We start from the raw sequence: 17,615 nt of genomic DNA, 5'->3' as shown, positions 1-17,615 counted from the left end.
GTCGCCGACGTACGGAGCATCACCTACCGCGTGATGAGAACGGTGCTGCGCCGGAACACCGCCTACATCGCCGAACGGAGCGTACCCGAGCGTCTGGCCGCCCTCCAGGTCCCCGTTCAGGTGATCTTCGGCTCTGCCGACCCCCGCTGGGAGCCGTCGTCGGCGCACCAGTACGACGCGGTGCCGAACGCACGGGTCGAGCTGCTGCCCGGCGTCGGGCACCTCCCCATGGTGGAAGCGCCCGAGACGATCAGCAAACTGCTGCTGCGCTTCACGGCAACGGCCGCCGACAACCCGTGACCCCTGATGCCTAGACTGGCCATGTGTTGCCGGCCGGGACGCCACCTGACCGGGCGTGGGTGGACGTCGCAGTCCCACGCCCGTCGGTTCGGCTGCCGGGGGTCAGCATGGCCGGGTTCCGCCATCGTGCCCCGGCCTTGGTGGACATCGCCATGGTCGCGTATCCGTCCGTCACCCTGCTCGTCGATCTCAGCGAGGGAGAAGGCGTCGTCTACGAAACCCATGGCCGGCACGAGCGCGGCAGTGTTGTCGTCGGGCTCCTCCCCGGCGATCTCCGGGCGGCTGGCTGGGGAGCCGGCCAGTGCCTCCAGATCCGGCTGGAGCCGGTCGCGGCGGCTGCGTTGTTCGGCGCATCGACCGAGCTCAGCGGGACGGTGGTAGCCCTTAGGGAGGTCTGGGGCCGCGACGCCGAGCGAGCCGAGGACAGGCTGCGCGCCGCCGCGTCGTGGGACGAACGGTTCACGATCGCGGTGGACATCCTCGGCCGACGGCTGGGCGCCCACCCACCGGTCGATCCGCAGGTCGCCTACGCCTGGCGGCGGACGCTCACCAGCCGGGGGCGGGTGCGGGTCGACGGCCTGGCGGACGAGGTCGGCTGGAGCCGCAAGCGCCTGTGGTCCCGCTTCCGGTCCCAGCTCGGCATCACACCCAAACGCGCCGCCCGGCTGGTGCGCTTCGACCACGCCGCCCACCTACTCGCGGCGGGTCACGCCGCCGCCCGCGTTGCCGCCGAGAGCGGCTACGTCGACCAGTCCCACCTCCACCGCGAGGTCACGACGTTTGCCGGGCTCACGCCCACGGCCCTGGCCGTCGCGCCGTGGCTCGCGGTCGACGACGTTGCGTGGCCGGCTTCTTCGCCGACCCAGCGCCCGGCGAAGGATGGCGAACGCATCCCCGACGTTCGTTGAACCGCTTGCCTCCACGATGCGGCTGCCACGTCGGTGATGCGCCTGCGCAGCGCGGGGTCGGCCAGGAAGCGCAGCAGCGCGACGGTGCGCACGCTGCGGCCGACCTCCCGGAAGGCCTTGTAGATCTCGTTCTTGCGCGAGTGGGAGCCGAGCCGGCGTAGCAGGGTGACGGAGTTGAGCCTGCCCTCGCGGATGGAGATCGCCACCCGCATGAGGTCGGGCCACATCTTCTCTACGAGTGAGGGCTCTGTCCCGTGTTCGATGGCAGCGCGAGTGAGCTTCCTCGGTACGGGGCCGCTCACCGGGTGGTGATCAGCCGCCGAACGTGCGTGCGTTGTCGTGTGCCCAGTCGGCGAAGGTGAGTGCGGGCCGGCCCAGCAGCTCTTCCACGGTGGCGGTGGTGGGGCCCGGCCGGCCGGCGTAGTCGGCCAGGGAGCCGAGCAGGCGGGCCGGGACCTCCTCGGGCAGCCCTTGCGCGAGCAGGCCCTGCCGTACCTGCTCGGGCGGGAGCTCCTGGAACGACAGCTCCCGGCCGATGGCGGCGCCGATGAGGCGCACCTTCTCGAACTGGTCCAGTGACTGCGGCCCGGTCAGCGTGTAGACCTTTCCCGCGTGGGCGCTGGTGCGGAGGGCTTGTACGGTGACCGCCGCGATGTCGGTTTCGTGGATCGGGCTGGTGGCGGCCTGGCCGTATGCGCCGCGCACCACGTCACCGGCCTTTATCTGGGGCGCCCAGGCCAGGGCGTTGGCGGCGAAGTCGGCCAGGCGCAGGATCGTCCAGTCCAGGCCGGAACTGGTGACGAGGTCCTCGGCGTCCTTGAACTGGGCGGCGAAGCGGGCTTCCCCCGCTGGATACTCCACGGTGGTGGCCGACAGCAGCACCGCACGCCGTACGCCTTGCTTGACGGCCAGCTTCAGCAGGTCGCCAAGGCCCGGGCCGGTGGCGCGCGGGCTGATCTGGATGGCTTCCACTCCTTCCAGCGCCGGCTCGAGCCACTGGGGGTGGAACAGGTCTCCGCTGACGGATCGCACGCCATCGGGGAGCATGGCCTCGGCGGGACTGCGGGTGACCGCGGTGACTGGGGTGCCGTCGTGGAGCAGCTGGTTCATCACCTGGCGTCCCACGACGCCGTTGGCCCCGGTGATCAGAATCATGGCGGTTGTCTCTTTCAGTCGATAGATGGCACAGCGTCAGGCGGGCGTCGGGCCGAAGTCCTGCGCGCGGGAGGCGACCCACTGGTCGTAGGTGAAGGCCGCCCGTCCAGTGATTTCCTCGATCGTCGGCAGGACCGGTGCGGTCTTGCCGTCCCATTCGGCGAACCCGTTGATCATGTCGTCGATCGCGGGGGCGGGCATGCCGTGGTGGAGCATCTGCTCCCGGAACAGCTCGTGAGGCAGCTCCTCGAAACGCAGCGGTCGCCCGATCGTCTCGGCGATGATCCGCACCCGGTCGACTCCGGTCAGCGACTGCGGCCCGGTGAGCAGGAAGGACTCGCCCACGCGCTCGTCGAGGAGTGCCCGGACGGACACGGCGGCGATGTCGCGCGGGTCGACCGGGGCCACGGCGGCGTTGCCGTAAATGCCGCGGACGACGTCGCCTGCCTTGATCTGCGGCGCCCAGGCCAGGTCATTGGTCGTGAAGAAGCCGGGGCGGACGAACGTCCACGCCAGCCCGGATGCGGCGACGGCCTGCTCCAGGCTCAGGTGCTGTTCGCCGATCCACGAAGGCGTGGTGTACGTGACCGCCGCAGAGGACAGCAGGACGACGTGCTGCAGGTCGGACAGCCGGGCCGCGTCGAGGAAGGCGTCGAGCCCGGTGAAGACGGGGAACAGGAATGCCCGCTCCACGCTGTCCAGCGCCTCCGACAGGGTGTCCGGCTGGGTGAGGTCGCCGGGCACGACCTCGACCTGTTCGGGGAAGGAATGGCCGCCGGGGTTGCGGGTGATGACGCGTACTTTCTCGCCGGCGTCGAGCAGCTGGTCGACGACGTGGGATCCGACGTTTCCGGTGGCACCGGTTACCAGGATCATGGTTGCGATCTCCTTATTCGGTGAGTCGACCCGTTGGGTCGAGGTCGGGGGTGAGCGCGGCCAGGCGGGCGAGCTCGGGGGCGGGTTCGAGCAGGGCGCGGCTGCCGACCAGGAGTTCGCGCTCGTCCATCGAGACTTCGAGGGTCTTGGTCAGCGTTTCGTCCAGTTGGGGGTAGTCGCTGCGGTTGTGGCAGCCCCTCGTCTCCCTGCGAGCGATCGCCCCCAGAGCGGTCGCCTTGGCCACGACGAGCACCTCGCAACCGGCGTCGGAGGCGGCGATCGCCGCCCGTAGTCCGGCCGCGCCGGAGCCGATGACCAGGACGTTCACGGCGTGAATCTGGATGTCAGTGGTGATGGGCATAGAGGTATCCAGCGCTGGAAAGGGGGGTGACCGTTTCGGTGTGCTCACCCTGTGGGGAGCGGGTCGGGTACACCCGCCGGGGGAGCTCAGGGTCGGGGCTGTCCAGCGGTACGGCGTCGCCTCTGACCAGGCCGAGTTGCACGACCTGGCGCGGCAGCACCGCGTCCAGCAGCCAGTCGGCGGCGACCCTGATCCGGTTGCCCGGCATGACGTACAGGTGGTAGCCCCGGGTGACCAGCTTCGCGGCCACTCCGGACAGCGGCACGCCCAGCGGGTCCGCCGCGGCTTGCCAGCCGCCGAGGTCGACGAGGAAGCCGAGTAGCCGATGCCGGTATGGCTTGGCGCCCCGACCCAGTCCGAGCGAGGCGGCGACGTTGCGGGCCACGGCCGCGCCGTGGCGTTCGGCGTGCTGCCCCGTCATCGGGGTGATCTCGCCCGGACCGGCCAGGTCGGGCACTGCGGCCGCGTCGCCGGCTGCGTAGATCTCCGGGTGGCCGCTCACCGCCATGAACTCGTCGGTCTGGATCCTGCCGCCCACCGTGGGCAGGCCGAACGCATCGATGACCGGATCGGGACGGACGCCCGTCGTCCAGACGACGGTCCTGGCCGGGACGAACTCGCCATCGCTGAGCAGCACTCCGTCCGGCGCGGCCTTGCGCACGGTGGTGCCCAGCCACAGCTCGGCTCCGCGCTTGCGCAGGACCCGCTCGGCGGTTCTGCCCAGGGAAGGGCGCAGTTCGGGCAGGACGCGCTCGTCGTACTGCACGACGATCCAGCGCACCGGCACCCCGGCCAAGCTCCGGTACCTGCGCTGCAGAGACCGGGTGAACAACTGCCCGACAGCGGCCGTCTCGGTGCCCGTATAGCCCGCTCCGACCACGACGAAGGTCAGCCGGGCCCGCCGCTCCTCCGGGTCCTCGGCGACGGCGGCCAGCTCGACCTGCCGGATGATGTGGTCGCGCAGGTAGAGGGCTTCGGGCAGACCCTTCAGTCCGTGGCTGTAGGTCTGGCTGCCCTCGATCGGCAGAACCTTGCTCACTGCACCCACGCTGACGATCAGCCGGTCGTAGCCGACCTGCCGCGATCGGCCCTCGGAGTCGACGTAGCGGACCTCTCGCTGATCGGCGTCCAGCCCGGTGACGGTGCCGGGCAGCAACCGCGTGTACGGCAGCGCGGCGGCCAGGGACACCGCGACATGGCGCGGATGCACGATCCCGGCCACCACGTCCGGCAGCAAGGGCTGGTAGAGCATGAAATCGGTCGGATTCAGCAGGGTGACATCGATCTCCCGCCGGTGCTTGCGGTTCAGAACCCGCGCGGCGTTGTAACCGGCGAACCCACCGCCGATGATCACGACTCGCGGTCGATGCGTCATGGTCTCTCCTCAGTCCGCTTGATGCCGGCTCTCCAAATGGTGGTTTTTCAGGTGATCCGGATCAACGACGCAGTTCGCTATGCTCCGGTAAGCGCGGCTTACCGATGGAAGGCGAACGTGGAACTTCGTGACATCGAGATCTTCCTGACGCTCGCCGAAGAGCTGCACTTCGGGCGAACCGCCGAGCGCTTACGCATCACCCACGCGCGGGTCAGTCAGGTGATCAAGCAGCAGGAGCGGAAGATCGGCGCCGACCTGTTCTACCGGACCAGCCGGACCGTACGGCTGACGCCGATCGGCGAGCAGCTGAGAGACGACCTCCGGCCGGTCTACCGGGAACTGCACGAGAGCATGCGGCGGGCCAGCCTGGCCGCCCAGGGCAAAACCGGTGTGCTCCGCATCGGCATGATCCCCAGCTTCGCCCACGACCTGCGCCCGTTCTGGGACGCCTTCCGCGCCCGGCACCCCCAGTGGGGCCTGCAGATCCGGCACAACCTCTTCATCGAGCCGTTCAAACCACTCCGCAACGGCTCGATCGACGTCCTGATCAGCTGGTTTCCCGTCGAGGAACCGGACCTCACCGCCGGCCCCGTCGTCTGGACCGAACCCCGGGCCCTGATGGTGGCCGCCGACCACGACCTGGTCGAGCGTGGCTCTGCGAGCCTCGAAGCGCTTGCCCACTACGGCGTCTGCGGGCCCTCGATCACCCTGCCCGACTACTGGGAAGACACCGCGGTGCCCTTCAACACCCCCAAGGGCCGCCCGGTCACACGCACCATGCCGATCACGACCTGGGACGAAATGGCCACGCTGATCGCCGACGGCCAGGTCGTCCAGCCCGTTCACTGGCACGCCATCCGATACAACGCCCGTCCCGACATCGCCTACCTGCCCCTCCGGGACGCCCGCCCCATCAGCTGGGGCCTGGTCTGGCGGGCGGATGCGGAGACCCCCGCCATCCGCGGTCTCGCCCAGGTTTTCACAGACCTGGGAACGCTCACTTTTGACTAGGGTTGTGCCCGGCCGTCTCCCTCGATGTGCTGGCCGACGTTGTGCGAGACCTCGGCATGCACACCTTCACGGAGCAGGATCCTGTTTCCGGCAGTAAGGCAGACTTACCGCAGTATGACGGGATCCGTTGTTGATCCTCATGGCCGCCAAAACCCACGATTTGCGGCATGAGATCGACGATTGAGACCCTTCGCCGTGACTTCGGCGTCGACATCATCGAACCGGGCGCAGAGCATTACGCGTCGGTCAGCCGCTCGCTCCTGGCCTTGGGAGACCCGGCTTGCGTGCTGAGACCCAAGAACGTCGCCGACATGCAAGCAGGCGTCAGATTCGCCGCCGGCACGATGATCGATGTCGCCGCGATCTATCCCGCGCAGGCCTACGAGCGCCTGGCCGCGGTCGAACACCGCTACGACCCCGCCAACCTGTTCGCCTGCAACCACAACGCCCGGCCGCAGCCGCTGGTCCACGCATGAAGGGCCTGCGGGTACGGCCGGCGCGGCCGGGCGGCCGGACGGACCACTGGTCGTTCCTGTTCGGCCAGATCGCGATCCACAGCCTGATCGTGCTCATCATCACCGGGGTCTTCCTGGCCTTCCTGTACGACCCCGATACGACCCAGGTGATCTACCAGGGCGCCTACGTTCCGCTGCGCGGCGTACCCGTCAGCCGCGCCTTCGACTCCACGATGGAGATCAGCCTGGAGGTACGCGGAGGTCTGCTGATGCGGCAGATCCACCACTGGGCCACGCTGATCCTCATCGGCGCCATCTGCCTGCACCTGCTGCGGCTGTTCTTCACCGGAGCCTTCCGCCGCCCCCGCGGCCTGAACTGGCTGATCTGGGTCGGCCTGTTCCTCCTGGCGATCGCCGGGGGCGTGACCGGTGGCATCCTGCCCGACGACATGCTCTCCGGCGGCAGCCTCGCGCTGATCCAGGGCGTCACCCAGTCCATCCCGCTCATCGGTACCTACCTGACCGGTCTGCTGTTCGGCGGCGCCGTCCCCGGTGATCAGGTCATCGAACTGTTCTACTGGCTGCACGTGCTAATCATCCCGGTGCTCATGTACGAGCTGTTGCTGGTCAGACGCCGGCTGCTGCAGAGGCACGGTCGTACCCACTATCCGGCCGCCACCGCGGTGCCGCCGCTCAGCTCGCCGGCGTTGTTCTTCGCCACCTGCGCCGTGCTCACACTGCTGGGCACCGTCGGGCAGATCAACCCCATCTGGCTGTACGGCCCGGCCAACCCGAGCATCACCAGCGCGGGCGCCGTACCCGACTGGTACATGGGCTTCCTGGACGGCGCCCTGCGCATCATGCCCGCCTGGGAGCCCGTCGTCTTCGGCCACCCGCTCTCCCTCTCGATCCTCATCCCCGCTCTCATCGTGCCGGGAGCCTTCTTCACCGTCCTGGCGGCTTGTCCGCTCATCGAACGCAGACTCACCGGTGACCGTACGCTCCATCACGTCCTGGACCGGCCCCGCGAGGCGGCGGTCAGGACCGGGCTCGGCGCGGCGGGCATGACTCTCTTCGGCCTGCTGTGGGCGGCGGCGGCCAACGACCAGATCGCCCACCAGTTCGACGTGTCGCTCTTCGCGGTGACCTGGTTCTTCCGCATCGCGGTCCTCGCCGGTCCCGTCGTGACCTTCGAGGTCACCCGACTCCTGTGCCTGGCCCTGCAGGCACAGGAGCGGGAAGAACGCGCGCACGGCACCGAGACCGGCATCATCCGCCGCTCGCCCAGTGGCGGGTACGCCGAGACGATCACCACATCCCCCGCGCAGGGACGAATCCCTGCAAGCCAACCCTGAGGAGAACCAACCCATGATTCTGGTCACCGGCGCCGCCGGAAACGTCGGCTCCCATGTTGTCACCCAGCGCGGCCTGCGCCACGTCCTTCAACCCCTCGTACTCGCTGCGCCGAGTGACCGGATCCACTACCAGCAACCGGGCCGGCCCCGCCCGAGCCGCAGCATCGACGATCAAGTCAGCCGGCTTGTCCTTCGCCTGCGCCGCCTTGCGGATCGCCTCGGCCGCCACCGTCCGGACCCCGGCTGCGTCGTAGGTGACGCCCATCCGGGTCAGGGTGCCTCGGCGAGCGACAGGCTGTTGCCGTCCGGGTCGAGGACTTCCACGTGGCGCACGCCGTTGCCGTAGGTTTCCACGGGCTCGTGCTCGATGCCGTGCGCGGCCAACCGGGCCAAGATGTCGTCGAGGCCGGTCACGCCGAGCGTGATCATGGTGCCGCCCACCCGTGCGGCCCGCATGTGCCGGTCGTCGATGACGATCCACGCGTTCTCACCGACCCGCCACAGGTACTCCTCGCCGATGATCTCGTCCGCAGGCCGCCCGAAGAACACCTCGAACCACTTCTGCGAGGTCGTCCGGTCACGCACGCACACGACGCTGTACAGGTCCACCCGAACCACTCCTTCCAGTCGATTCACGGGTGAGACCGCTCCCGCCACCGAAACTCATCGGCGCGACAGGAGCAGCACATGAAGCACCGCGTCGTCGCCCGCATCGGCGGTGCCGGCGGTCCGGCTTACTTGATCGCGCCCGCGCCGATGCCCTTCACGATGTGACGCTGCGCCATCAGATAGAAGATCACGACCGGCACGATCGAGATGGTCGTGGCGGCCAGGAGGATCTGCTGCTGTGGCGTCTCGGCGGAGGTGAAGGCGGTCAGACCGCGCTGGATCGGCATGAGGGAGTTGTCCTCGAACAGGACGAGCGCCATGAGGTACTCGTTCCACGCGCCCAGCCCCTGGATGACCGCCACGGCGGCCAGGCCGGGCCGGGCCAGTGGGAGGATCACGTTCCAGAAGATGTGCAGCGGACCGGCACCGTCGAGCGCGGCCGCCTCCTCCAGGGCGCGGGGTTGGCTGATGAAGAAGCTGCGCATGATGAGCGTCGACATCGGGATGCCCGAGGTGATGAGAATCAGCACGTAGCCCACGGGATTGTTCGTCAGGCCGAGTGAGATGAGCAGCTTGTACTGCGAGAGGAACATGGCGGGCGCAGGGATGATCATCACGGCGAGGATGACGAACGTGAACACGCCCTTGCCCGCGAAGTCGAGTCGCGCGAGCGCGTACCCGGCGAGGCTGGACACCAGCAGGATGCCGATGACGGCGGATCCCGTGTAGATCACGCTGTTGCGCAGGTAGATGCCGAGGTCCCCCTGGACCCACGCGGTCACGTAGTTGCCCCACTGCGGGTCCGCGGGCAGGAAGCTCTTGTTCGAGAGCAGCTCCGTGAGGCTCTGCAGAGACCCGGACAGCATCCACAGCAGCGGGAACAGCGCGATCAACGCGGCGACGCCCAGCAGCCCGTACAGGCCGATCTTGTCGAGCCGTACCGCCCGTCGAGGGCGTTCGGCCGTGCCGGCCGGCCCTGGAGTGACGGGCATCTGCTCGGCCCTTCCTGTCGTCCGGCCGCTCATACGTGAGACCTCCGCCTGGTGATCGCGAGCTGGATCAGGGACAGCAGCACGAGCGCGCCGCCGAAGATGACCGACATGGCCGCGGCACTGCCGTAACGCCAGTTGACGAACGCCTCGTTGTAGATGGCGAGGGTCGGCACCATCGTGTGGTGGCCCGGTCCGCCGTTGGTCAGCACCTGTACGGTCCCGAAGATCTGGAGCGCGGCGAGCAGGGTGAGCAGACTCACGATCGACGTGACCGGGGCCAGCTGCGGCCAGGTGATGTAGCGGAACTTCGACCAGCGGTTCGCGCCGTCGAGCTCGGCGGCCTCGTACAGCTCCCTCGGGACGTCCTGCAGCCCCGCGAGGAAGAGCAGGAAGCCGAACCCCCAGTGGAACCACACGAACACCGCCGCCACGACAGGCAGCGCGACGGCCGGGTCGCCCAGCCAGTTCTGCTGCAGCGCGCCCAGCCCCACCAGGCCGAGCAGCCGGTTGAGGACGCCGGATCCAGGCGCCAGGATGAACGAGAACAGCAGACCGACGACGACGACCGACAGCACGCCCGGCAGGTAGAAGACGGTGCGGAAGAACGTCCTGCCGCGGGTGACGGTGTTGACGGCCAGCGCCATGCCCAAGGCGACTCCGTTGCCGACGACGAAGCCGACGACGCCGAAGAACAGGACGTTGCGCATGGACGCCCAGAAGATCGGGTCGGAGGCGACGAAGTGGTAGTTGTCCAGCCCCACCCATGGGGTGTCGGGGCTGACGCCGTCCCAGGACTGGAAGCTCAACAGGATCGCCTGCGCGAACGGCGTGATCGTGAAGACGCCGATGAGCGCGATGGCCGGAGCCAGGAACACCCAGCCGATCAGGTTGCGCCGGAGAGTGCGCCTCCCGCGCGGCGTCCGGGATGGACGCCGCGCGGGAACCGCGAGGTGCTGCGTCGTCATGACGTGCGGTCCTGCGCCGCCTGGATGGTGTTGAGTGCTTCGTCCACCGTCGTCTCGCCCAGCACCAGGCGCTGGGACTCCGCTCTGATCGCGGTGGTCACGTCAGGCGTGAAGGTGGTCGACATGACCTGCATGGACTTCACGCCGGCGGCGAAGCCCTCAAGCTGGCTGGGGATGTCCGCGCCGGCGAGGAGCTCCGGGTTGCTGGGCAGGATGCGAGCGGTCTTGGCGAACACCGCCTGCTGCTCGGGCTCGGTCAGCCACTTCACGAACGCGAGCGCCTCCTTGGGATGCTTGCCCCTCGGGTTGATCACCGCGCCCTTCCCGGGGATGCCCGGCGAGCGCGGGTCGTGGACGCTTCCGGGAGCCTTGGGCAGCCCGGCGGAGAAGTAGTCCTGGAACTCCGGGTTCGTCCGCAGGCCGACCGAGACGCCGGGGGCGGCATCGAAGATCGCGCCCATCGACTTGGTGAAGAAGGACGACTCCACGTTCGGGTGGTCGTCCTGACCGCCGGGGATGGTGTTGTCGGCGAGGACGCCGGCCTTCTTCAGGTCGGCCAGGAACTGGAAGGCGTTGCGCCAGCCGTCCTGTTTCCAGCTCGATTTCCCGTTGAGGGTCGCTTCGATCTCGGCGTCCGTGAGCCAGTTCGAGGCGAGGGTCTGGATGATGTTCGGTGTCTGCGAGGCCGCGATGGAGAATTTCGCTCCCTTCGCGGCGAGCGCGTCGATGAACGCGGCCGTCGTCGCGGGCGGCTTTTTCGCCGAGATTCCGGTCAGCGCCGGGTTGATGAGGAAGCCGTACGTCTGTGTCTCCCAGTGCACCGAGTAGACGCCGGGCTTGATCCCGAGGTTGTTGCCTTCCTGGAACGTCGACATCTTGAGCACGGCGGGGCTGAAGTTCTTGCTCCAACCGGCGTTCAACTCGGCGGAGAGGTCCATCGCCCAGCCGGCCTTGTAGAACGGCGCCATCTGCGTCGCGTCGAAGGACGAATAGATGTCGGGCATGGATCTGGACTGCGCCTTCGCCTGGAGCTTGGGCAGGTAGTCGGCCGGCCCGGGCGACTCAATCTTGATCTTGACGCCGGTCTTCTTGGTGTACTGCTGCGCGAGTTGGGTGAGCGCGGCCTCTTGCCCGCGGGACTGGTTCATGAAGGTCAGTCCGGCGTCCCCGGAGGCGGATTCGTCGGACGACGAACAGCCTGTCAGAGCAAGGGCCCCGACGATCGCCAATGCCCCTGCCGCGATGATGGTGCGGCGACGAGTGCCGCATGCTGAAATATTTGTACCCATGGTCCTCACCTTTGGAAGCCTTGGATGGGGAAGCGGCCACTTCTTCATGCCCGCCCGGCACTTTTCGGTGGACGCCGTACGATGCCATTGATGTGTTTCTTCTTGCTTGGGGCCGACCATGTCACTGCTGCCAGTCGGCTGTCGGCCAGCTATTTCCTTCCGTAGCTACTCAGGTGTGGACAGGACGCAGGGGCGGGGGAGCGCGCCCAGTTCTTCTGACGTGATCAGCCAGCCGTCGGGAAGCTCTGCCCCCTGGTTCACCGCTGTGGCGATGTGTGCCATCGCGGCCAGCAGCCCTCCGTTTGCCGGTAGATAAATGGTGAGGAATCCCGGCATTTGCGGATTGTGTCCGTTGGGGAGGAAGACGTTTTTGGGGGAGGGGAGCAGGAGGGCGTCGATCGCGCGGCCGACGTCGCCGAGGCGGGCGGCGGTCATCGCCATGACGGGGTAGTCCCAGCCCCAACTGGTCTGCAGGTCCCAGTGCTCCCATACGGCGTCGAGCGTCGCCGACATCGTGGCCGGGTCCACGAGGTGCGTGTCCGGCAGCCACCCCGACGCCATGAGCATGGACGGGTGATCCTTGCGGATGAGCAGCGGGGGCGTCGCGATCGCGGCGTAGGTGCCGTCGGGCAGTGCTGCGGGCCGGCGCATGTTCCGCGCCACCCGGTCCCACTCCTCGTTCGGTTCGAGACCGAGCCGGATCCGCCACTCGTTGGCCACGCTGAGCGCCCATGACCAGTACGCCAGCTCGAAGGTCGGATCGCTGTTCGTCGCCCGGTCGGCGAGGTAGCTCTCCTGCGCGGGGATGAGCGGGGGCGGCAGCCCGAACGATCCGTCGCGTTCCTCCGCGAAGTCGGCCATGAAGTCGGCGGTCGCCTCGACGAGCGGGTAGTGCTCACGCAGGAACGACTCCTCGCGCCCCTCGCCACGCAGCAGCTCCAGCAGGTGGATCACGTGCGGCTGCTGCCACAGGAGGAAGACGCCGATGTTGCTCGGCGACTCGCGCGCGGACGGGTCGGTCTGCTTCGGCCATCGGGCCCCGCGGTACCCCTGCCGGCGGGCGGTCGCCTTCGCCGCCTCCAGGGCGCCGTGATACCAGCGCATGCTGCGCTCCAGCAGCCGCCCCCGGCCCCACATCGGGAAATGCGCCGCATGCCACCAGTGCATCTCGAGGTGGAACTTGCCCGACCAGGTGTTGTACGTCAGACCGGACTCCGCGGGAGGCGTGACTCCGGCCCCGTTGACGGCCGTGAGGTACTGCGAGAGAACGATGCGCCGTTCCAGCTCCGCAGCGCGCGGGTCCGTGCTCCCGGCGAGGCTGACCGCGGCGCCGGTGCTCCAGTGCTCCGCCCACCAGGTCGTCGACGACTCGCTGACGGCTGAGAAGCCGTCCTTGTCCTGCGGCCGGCGATCATCCGGTGTCAGCGTCACGACGACCTCGAGAACGGTGGCGGCCGTGTGCGCGACGACGGACTCCGCCTCCTCCCGCAGGCTGCCGGTGGTGCGGACGCCGACGTTGTAGGTCAGCGTTTCCACGGTGCGTCGTGCGTTCCAGTGGCGCTCCGCCTGCTGGTCCCAGATCGTCTCCTGCGCGAGCGGGAGTTCGAAGGCGGCGAGGTCGTCGGGCTGTCCGTCGAACACCCAGGCCACGCCCCATCCGCGGAGCAGCAGGCCGGACTCGACGCGCACGGCGAAGCGGTGCTCTCGTGGGTCGGCGACGGTGGTGACGCGGACGCGCTCGCCGTCGAGCACGTACGTGGCGTGGACCGTTCCCGTCCACAGGTCGAGCTCGGTGCGGACGTCGGTCAGCGCGGCCGGGTCGTCGAGCCCCGTCCCGTCAGGGCGGACCAGGCAGAGGCGGCCGAGGTGAGCGCGGCGGGGGTTGAAGTGGAACCATGCGCCCGTGACGAACTCGTCGGCAATGGGGTCGCCGGCCCGTTGCAGCCCCATGCGGTCGAGGTAGGGCACCGGGCCGCGGGACGTCTCGTACACGGTGGTCGCGTCCTCGAGCCGGAGCTCCCGGTCGGTGCGCGTCTCGTACCAGCCCCAGGTCGACTGCGTGCGCAGGGGGATCTGGAAGTCGTCGGCGTCGAACACGCGCGGGCGCTGCTCGGGCAGACCGGACAGCCCGTCGTGAACGACGCGGTACGGGTCGGGCACCAGCTCGTGGAAGGACGGGAACGTCTGCAGTCCGGAGATGTCCACCGTGAGCGCGATGTCTCCGTTGCCGACCGTCAGGACGTCGGCGGGGTGCGCGGACGTCAGCACGGGGTTGTGCCGTCGCACGAGCCGGCGCCGGTCGATCACTTCGGACATCCTCGCCTTTCCTTGAATCTTGAGTTTCTGCTGCTGCGGTCTCTCAGAGCGCGTTGGCCTTGGCGACACCGCCCAGCCACGCGAGGCTCGGCTTGGGCCGGCGCTCGAACGTCTCCCGATCGACGGCGACGAGGCCGAACGTCGGGTCCCAGTGCCCCCACTCGTAGTTGTCGAGCAGGCTCCAGTGGATGTAGCCGCGCACGTCCACGCCGTCGTCCATCGCCTCGGACAACGCGGACAGCGCGCCGGTGGTGTACGCGACGCGCCGGGAGTCGTCGCCGGTCGCGATGCCGTTCTCGGTGACGACGATCGGAACGTCGGGCAGCACGTCGGCGGTGTGCCGGACGGCGATGCCGAGGGCGTCGGGGCGGTACGCCGTCCGCACGAGGGTGTTGTCGGGATGCACGGGGTGCGGTTCGATGCCCTCCAGCCCCACCCACTGCGCCGAGTAGGCCTGCACCCCGATGAAGTCGTCGTCGCGCGCCGCCTCCAGGTAGAGGTCCTCCCAGACGTACTCGAGCCGCCGGCGCACCTCCTCCGCCCCGGGACGGGTTTCGAACGCGCGGCTCGCGACCGACCATCCCACCCGGGCGTCCGTGCGCTCCCGCAGCACCTCCCGGGCCGCGTGGTGCGCCTCGACGAGACGGCGTCCGATCTCCACCGGCGGAGCGGGCTTCACCGGTCGGGGCGTGTCCGCCTCCAGCGTGGGACTCAGCCACTCCAGGCCCGCATCGGGGTCGAGCGTCGCCTCCGCCTCGCGCACCATGATCGCGAGCATGTTGGGCTCGTTGATCGTGCAGACCCACTCGACGCCGTCGAGGATCGAGGTGGCCGTCTCGACGTACGCGCGGAAGCGGTCCACGGCCCGTTCGCCGCGCCAGCCGCCCTCCTCGGCGAACCATCTCGGCGAGGTGAAGTGGTGGATCGTGACGAACGGGGTGACGCCGGCGGCGAGACATTCGTCGATCATGCGCCGGTAGTGCGCAAGCGCCGCGCGGGACACCCTTCCCGGTGCCGGCTCGGTGCGTGCCCACTCGATGCCGAAGCGGTAGGTGTTCAGGCCCGACTCCGCAACGAGCCGGATGTCCTCGGCGTATCGGTGGTAGCTGTCGAGCGCGTCGCCGCTGCGATCCGCTCCCGGCATGCGCTCCTCCTGCGCCCAGAAGTCGCTGTTGACGTTGTTGCCCTCGACCTGGTGCGGTGCGCTCGCCGCGCCCCAGAGGAAGCCGTCGGGGAAGGTGTGCATTCGTCTCTCGATCACGTGTCGGTGCCACAGAAGGGGCTGGTAGAAGGGCCGGAGCGGGCCCCGAGTGCGAGTTAACGTAGTCGTTACGCCGCGCGGAGGTCAAGGAAAAATGTGTACCGGTCTACGACATTACTAGTCGCCAGCGCAGCGTCTCTGTGGATCTTTCGTTATGCTTCATGGACCGGTCTACATCAGTGACGGTCGCGGCATCGTAGGCTCGGCAGCACTCGGCTGGAGAAGGGGATGCCCATGGTCGCGCCTGAGCGGCGACGAAGAGTGACCATTTCTGACGTGGCGAAACACGCCGGGGTGTCCAAGGCGGCGGTGTCGAAGGTCATCCGGAACGACTACGGGGTCAGCCAGGCCATGCGTGACCGCGTCAAGCGGGCCATCGACGAGCTGGGCTACCGTCCCCAGGCCGCCGCGCGAGCGTTGCGCGGGCGGGCCTTCACCATCGGGGTGCTCATGCAGCACATCGGGATCCCGTTCTACGCCGAGATCGTGACTGGCTTGGTGGACGAGCTCGCCGAGTCGGAGTATCAGGCGATCATGATCCAGGGCGGCACCCGCGACAAGACCGAGAAACGAGCCATCGACGCCCTCATCGACCGGCAGGTGGACGGCATCCTCATGATCGCCCCGCTCGCCGCTCGCACGCACCTGGAGCAGGTGGCCCGCGAGATCCCGACGCTGGTGCTCGGCAGGCACGACCGGTCCCCGGCCTACGACTCGATCGTCGACGACGACAGGGCCGGCTCGGAGCTCGTCATGGAGCACCTGATCGGGCTCGGTCACCGGCGCATCGGGCACATCACCTTCGACAAGGAGCACGGGCAGGCCGCCGACCGCACGCCCCAGATCAGGGCCGAGACCTACGAGCGGGTGATGCGCGAGCACGACCTGGCCGGCGAGATCGCCGTCGCCACGACCTCGTACACCGAGGAGGGGGGCTACGACGGCGCCCGCGAGTTGCTGGGCCGCTCTCCCCGCCCCACCGCGATCTTCGCCGGCTCCGACGAGGCGGCCCTCGGCGTCCTGGCCGCGCTGCACGAGGCCGGCCTGTCCGTCCCGGGCGACGTCTCCGTGGCCGGCTACGACAACACCAAGCTGGCCGCTCATCCCAACATCGCGCTGACCACCGTCGACCAGGACGGCGTCGTCATGGGCCGCACGGCCGGACGACTGCTGCTCGAACGCATCGAAGGCCGCACCTCCGCCGCGCACTTCTCGGTCATTCCGAGCCTGGTCGTCCGGCGCTCCACCGCCTCTCCCCGCCCATGCCCCGCCGATACCGGAACGTGGATGCCGGCGCGGACCGTCCGCGACGTGACCGCAGCCGACGCGGCCAGGCAACACGGGTGACCGTGACGATCCGCTTCGATCGGCAACCCACCTCAAGGATCCAGATGGCCCTCCGCTCCCAGACCCCGCGCGGCCACCAGGACCCGCCTCGCCTCACCGTGCGCGAGGACAAAACGTCACCTCGACGGGGATCCGGCGACACCCACACCCGGCAGCTCGAGAAGGCCGTCATCTCCGGACGACTGCCCGAAGCGCGCCTGCGAGAAAGCGCGACCTTTCTCATCCGGACGATCGCCAGGCTCAAGACCGCCCGCGCCCAGGCGAGGTGACCCGCCGACCACGACCGCGGCAGGCAGGACGAGCGGAAGGTCTGCCACGCCCGTGGTTCCCGGCTCGCCGAGTCCCGTAGATGTCAGGATGACCTGGTACGCGGGGCCAGTGCCGCCTGGATGCGGTCATGAATCCCGGCCGCCTCGGCCGAGAGCGGCGGCCTGCGCACCGCGGGAAGACGGCCGGCGTGTCGCAGCACCAGCATCGCGAACCGCTCGGCCTCGTGTTCCTGCGGCTCCGAGTATGCCGTCCGGCCGAGCACCGAGCGGACCATGGCCGGGTCCAGCGTCGGCAGCAAGATCCGCAGTAGGGCGTCGGGGGCGATCGGCGCCGACGCGTGCTCGCACACCATGTGGCCCAGTTCGTGCAGGATGATGTGCTCCTGATGGGTGCGGCTCGTCCGCTGCTCGTAGCAGATGAGGTCGACCGTGTCGGTGGCCAGCCACATGCCGCTGGGGCCGTTCGCGGCGGTGTCGACGGGCCTGAGCTCGATACGGCGCTGCCGGGCTCGCGCCACCTGGTGGGTGAACTCCACGATGTCGAACGGGCGCGGGATGTCGAGCCGCTCGACGATCTCTTCCAGGCGTTCGCCGCTCACGAACCTCCTCATAGAGGGCACTGGCCACAACACTCACATCATAGGCGCTCGCGAGTGGGCCGCCCGCGATGCTTCAACCAAAGTTTAAGCGCGTCGCAACCCGTTTTAGCTTAGATTGACAGGGCAGGCGGCGTCGCGGCACTGTGGCGCGCAACTGCCGTTTATCCCCACC

The 17,615-nt window shown here is 68.7% G+C and carries 19 protein-coding genes and 1 pseudogene; 7 read left to right on the top strand and 13 right to left on the bottom strand.

The window, feature by feature from the left end; genetic code table 11:
* Both AB0H64_RS25570 and AB0H64_RS25565 read left to right on the top strand, forming a co-directional pair.
* Positions 1-300: alpha/beta fold hydrolase (locus AB0H64_RS25570; protein ID WP_357629021.1), on the top strand; the 300-nt coding region annotated here is incomplete at its 5' end.
* A gap of 140 nt (positions 301-440) precedes the next feature.
* The gene (locus AB0H64_RS25565) at positions 441-1,208 is read left to right on the top strand and encodes a helix-turn-helix domain-containing protein (protein WP_357629018.1); all 768 of its coding nucleotides are present in this window, start codon (positions 441-443) and stop codon (positions 1,206-1,208) included.
* Between the two features lie 41 nt (positions 1,209-1,249).
* On the opposite strand, the pseudogene AB0H64_RS25560 reads toward AB0H64_RS25565, so the two are convergent.
* From AB0H64_RS25560 to AB0H64_RS25540, 5 genes and pseudogenes are all read right to left on the bottom strand, one after another.
* A pseudogene (locus tag AB0H64_RS25560) lies at positions 1,250-1,510 on the bottom strand (Tn3 family transposase); the annotation flags it as partial.
* A 10-nt stretch (positions 1,511-1,520) separates the two neighbouring features.
* Positions 1,521-2,363 (bottom strand): NAD(P)H-binding protein, encoded by an 843-nt coding sequence (locus AB0H64_RS25555; RefSeq protein WP_357629015.1) that lies wholly within the window; start codon positions 2,361-2,363, stop codon positions 1,521-1,523.
* A gap of 36 nt (positions 2,364-2,399) precedes the next feature.
* Positions 2,400-3,239 carry an NAD(P)H-binding protein gene (locus AB0H64_RS25550; RefSeq protein ID WP_357629012.1) on the bottom strand — a complete coding sequence of 280 codons (840 nt, stop codon included), beginning with the start codon at positions 3,237-3,239 and terminating at the stop codon, positions 2,400-2,402.
* A gap of 13 nt (positions 3,240-3,252) precedes the next feature.
* A complete protein-coding gene (locus AB0H64_RS25545; protein WP_357629009.1) occupies positions 3,253-3,600 on the bottom strand; it encodes an FAD-binding protein in 348 nt (115 codons plus the stop codon).
* A complete protein-coding gene (locus tag AB0H64_RS25540; protein WP_357629006.1) occupies positions 3,584-4,975 on the bottom strand; it encodes an FAD-dependent oxidoreductase in 1,392 nt (463 codons plus the stop codon). Before AB0H64_RS25540 ends, AB0H64_RS25545 begins: the two co-directional genes overlap by 17 nt.
* A gap of 51 nt (positions 4,976-5,026) precedes the next feature.
* Here AB0H64_RS25540 and AB0H64_RS25535 point away from each other — a divergent pair, with 51 nt between their 5' ends.
* The 3 genes from AB0H64_RS25535 (at position 5,027) to AB0H64_RS25525 (ending at position 7,796) form a co-directional block, all read left to right on the top strand.
* Positions 5,027-5,986, top strand: coding sequence for a LysR family transcriptional regulator (locus AB0H64_RS25535; protein ID WP_357629003.1), 960 nt, complete (start codon positions 5,027-5,029; stop codon positions 5,984-5,986).
* A gap of 167 nt (positions 5,987-6,153) precedes the next feature.
* Positions 6,154-6,462 carry a BBE domain-containing protein gene (locus tag AB0H64_RS25530; protein ID WP_357629000.1) on the top strand — a complete coding sequence of 103 codons (309 nt, stop codon included), beginning with the start codon at positions 6,154-6,156 and terminating at the stop codon, positions 6,460-6,462.
* Positions 6,459-7,796 carry a cytochrome b N-terminal domain-containing protein gene (locus AB0H64_RS25525; RefSeq protein ID WP_357628997.1) on the top strand — a complete coding sequence of 446 codons (1,338 nt, stop codon included), beginning with the start codon at positions 6,459-6,461 and terminating at the stop codon, positions 7,794-7,796. The genes AB0H64_RS25530 and AB0H64_RS25525 overlap by 4 nt, the downstream gene beginning before the upstream one ends.
* Here AB0H64_RS25525 and AB0H64_RS25520 read toward each other — a convergent pair.
* From AB0H64_RS25520 to AB0H64_RS25490, 7 genes are all read right to left on the bottom strand, one after another.
* On the bottom strand, positions 7,750-8,061 hold the full coding sequence (locus tag AB0H64_RS25520) for a hypothetical protein (RefSeq protein WP_357628995.1): 312 nt from the start codon (positions 8,059-8,061) through the stop codon (positions 7,750-7,752). The two genes, AB0H64_RS25525 and AB0H64_RS25520, sit on opposite strands and share 47 nt — an antisense overlap.
* A gap of 5 nt (positions 8,062-8,066) precedes the next feature.
* Positions 8,067-8,405: a VOC family protein gene (locus AB0H64_RS25515; protein WP_357628992.1), complete on the bottom strand. Its 339-nt coding sequence runs from the start codon at positions 8,403-8,405 to the stop codon at positions 8,067-8,069.
* Positions 8,406-8,530: 125 nt separating this feature from the next.
* Complete coding sequence (locus AB0H64_RS25510) at positions 8,531-9,430, bottom strand: carbohydrate ABC transporter permease (RefSeq protein WP_357628989.1); 900 nt, start codon at positions 9,428-9,430, stop codon at positions 8,531-8,533.
* The gene (locus tag AB0H64_RS25505; protein WP_357628986.1) at positions 9,427-10,362 is read right to left on the bottom strand and encodes a sugar ABC transporter permease; all 936 of its coding nucleotides are present in this window, start codon (positions 10,360-10,362) and stop codon (positions 9,427-9,429) included. The genes AB0H64_RS25510 and AB0H64_RS25505 overlap by 4 nt, the downstream gene beginning before the upstream one ends.
* A complete protein-coding gene (locus AB0H64_RS25500) occupies positions 10,359-11,699 on the bottom strand; it encodes an ABC transporter substrate-binding protein (protein WP_357628985.1) in 1,341 nt (446 codons plus the stop codon). The genes AB0H64_RS25505 and AB0H64_RS25500 overlap by 4 nt, the downstream gene beginning before the upstream one ends.
* 117 nt (positions 11,700-11,816) lie before the next feature.
* Complete coding sequence (locus AB0H64_RS25495) at positions 11,817-13,967, bottom strand: hypothetical protein (protein WP_357628982.1); 2,151 nt, start codon at positions 13,965-13,967, stop codon at positions 11,817-11,819.
* 43 nt (positions 13,968-14,010) lie between these two features.
* On the bottom strand, positions 14,011-15,228 hold the full coding sequence (locus tag AB0H64_RS25490; RefSeq protein WP_357628979.1) for a family 1 glycosylhydrolase: 1,218 nt from the start codon (positions 15,226-15,228) through the stop codon (positions 14,011-14,013).
* Between the two features lie 276 nt (positions 15,229-15,504).
* Between AB0H64_RS25490 and AB0H64_RS25485 the strand changes: the two genes are divergently transcribed.
* Positions 15,505-16,575 carry a LacI family DNA-binding transcriptional regulator gene (locus AB0H64_RS25485; protein WP_357628977.1) on the top strand — a complete coding sequence of 357 codons (1,071 nt, stop codon included), beginning with the start codon at positions 15,505-15,507 and terminating at the stop codon, positions 16,573-16,575.
* Complete coding sequence (locus tag AB0H64_RS25480) at positions 16,572-16,844, top strand: hypothetical protein (protein ID WP_357628974.1); 273 nt, start codon at positions 16,572-16,574, stop codon at positions 16,842-16,844. The genes AB0H64_RS25485 and AB0H64_RS25480 overlap by 4 nt, the downstream gene beginning before the upstream one ends.
* A gap of 83 nt (positions 16,845-16,927) precedes the next feature.
* On the opposite strand, the gene AB0H64_RS25475 is transcribed toward AB0H64_RS25480, so the two are convergent.
* The gene (locus AB0H64_RS25475) at positions 16,928-17,443 is read right to left on the bottom strand and encodes a hypothetical protein (protein ID WP_357628971.1); all 516 of its coding nucleotides are present in this window, start codon (positions 17,441-17,443) and stop codon (positions 16,928-16,930) included.
* Positions 17,444-17,615: the final 172 nt, after the last annotated feature.

This window comes from Nonomuraea sp. NPDC050733 (assembly GCF_040654215.1).
Lineage (GTDB): Bacteria > Actinomycetota > Actinomycetes > Streptosporangiales > Streptosporangiaceae > Nonomuraea.
Note: the sequence above shows the minus strand (reverse complement) of the source record. Positions and strands in the feature narration are given on the sequence as shown.